Consider the following 684-nt stretch of genomic DNA (forward strand, 5'->3'; position numbering starts at 1 on the left):
GGCGCTTAATCTAAGCGTCTGCTGATGATTTTGTAGGGTGATCGGGCAAGGTTCGAGATAGATTTCAAAAGTGTTATCTTTTTCACGCTTTTTATTATTAAAGGACTTGCATGACAAAAATGCTCTCCCTATAATACGCCCTCACTCGATCTGAGGGCGTAACTCTCTGTAAATAATCGGGTTTTAAGAGGGGTGTTATTACTTCTCTCTTGTATGATCAAGTAAAAAATCACACCAGATTAAGCGGGAATAGCTCAGCTGGTAGAGCACAACCTTGCCAAGGTTGGGGTCGCGAGTTCGAATCTCGTTTCCCGCTCCAATTTATCTTTATTACCTATCGATCATTAAATTCGGCTCATTCTTCAGTCGAGACCTTCTTTATGGTCTAAACTTATTGCTATTTAGTACATTATGAATATCTGCGCGCCTAGCTTGGCTTGGCTTTTCGTAGAGCATTTGCATGATAAGATTTTAGCGGTGAATTTGCTGCTTTCCTGGAGGGTAAGATGTCGGGTGTTTTGGCTTCGGTCGATCAAAGAACCAAGCTGGTAGGTGAAAATCGCTTAGAGTTGCTTATGTTTAAGCTTAGCGGTCATCAGACCTTTGCAATCAATGTATTTAAGGTTCAAGAGGTTCTGAATTTACCAAACCTAACTGCGATGCCTCATCGTCATCCTTGTATTT

The 684-nt window shown here is 41.4% G+C and carries 1 protein-coding gene and 1 tRNA gene; both read left to right on the forward strand.

All coding sequences use genetic code 11. The features are described 5' to 3' along the window. The first annotated feature begins 243 nt into the window (after positions 1 to 243). Positions 244 to 319 (forward strand) — tRNA-Gly (locus tag A3729_RS09345). A 187-nt stretch (positions 320 to 506) separates the two neighbouring features. Continuing rightward, a partial coding sequence (locus A3729_RS09350; RefSeq protein WP_197475738.1) for a chemotaxis protein CheW occupies positions 507 to 684 on the forward strand: 178 nt, incomplete at its 3' end.

This window comes from Oleiphilus sp. HI0043, assembly GCF_001634935.1.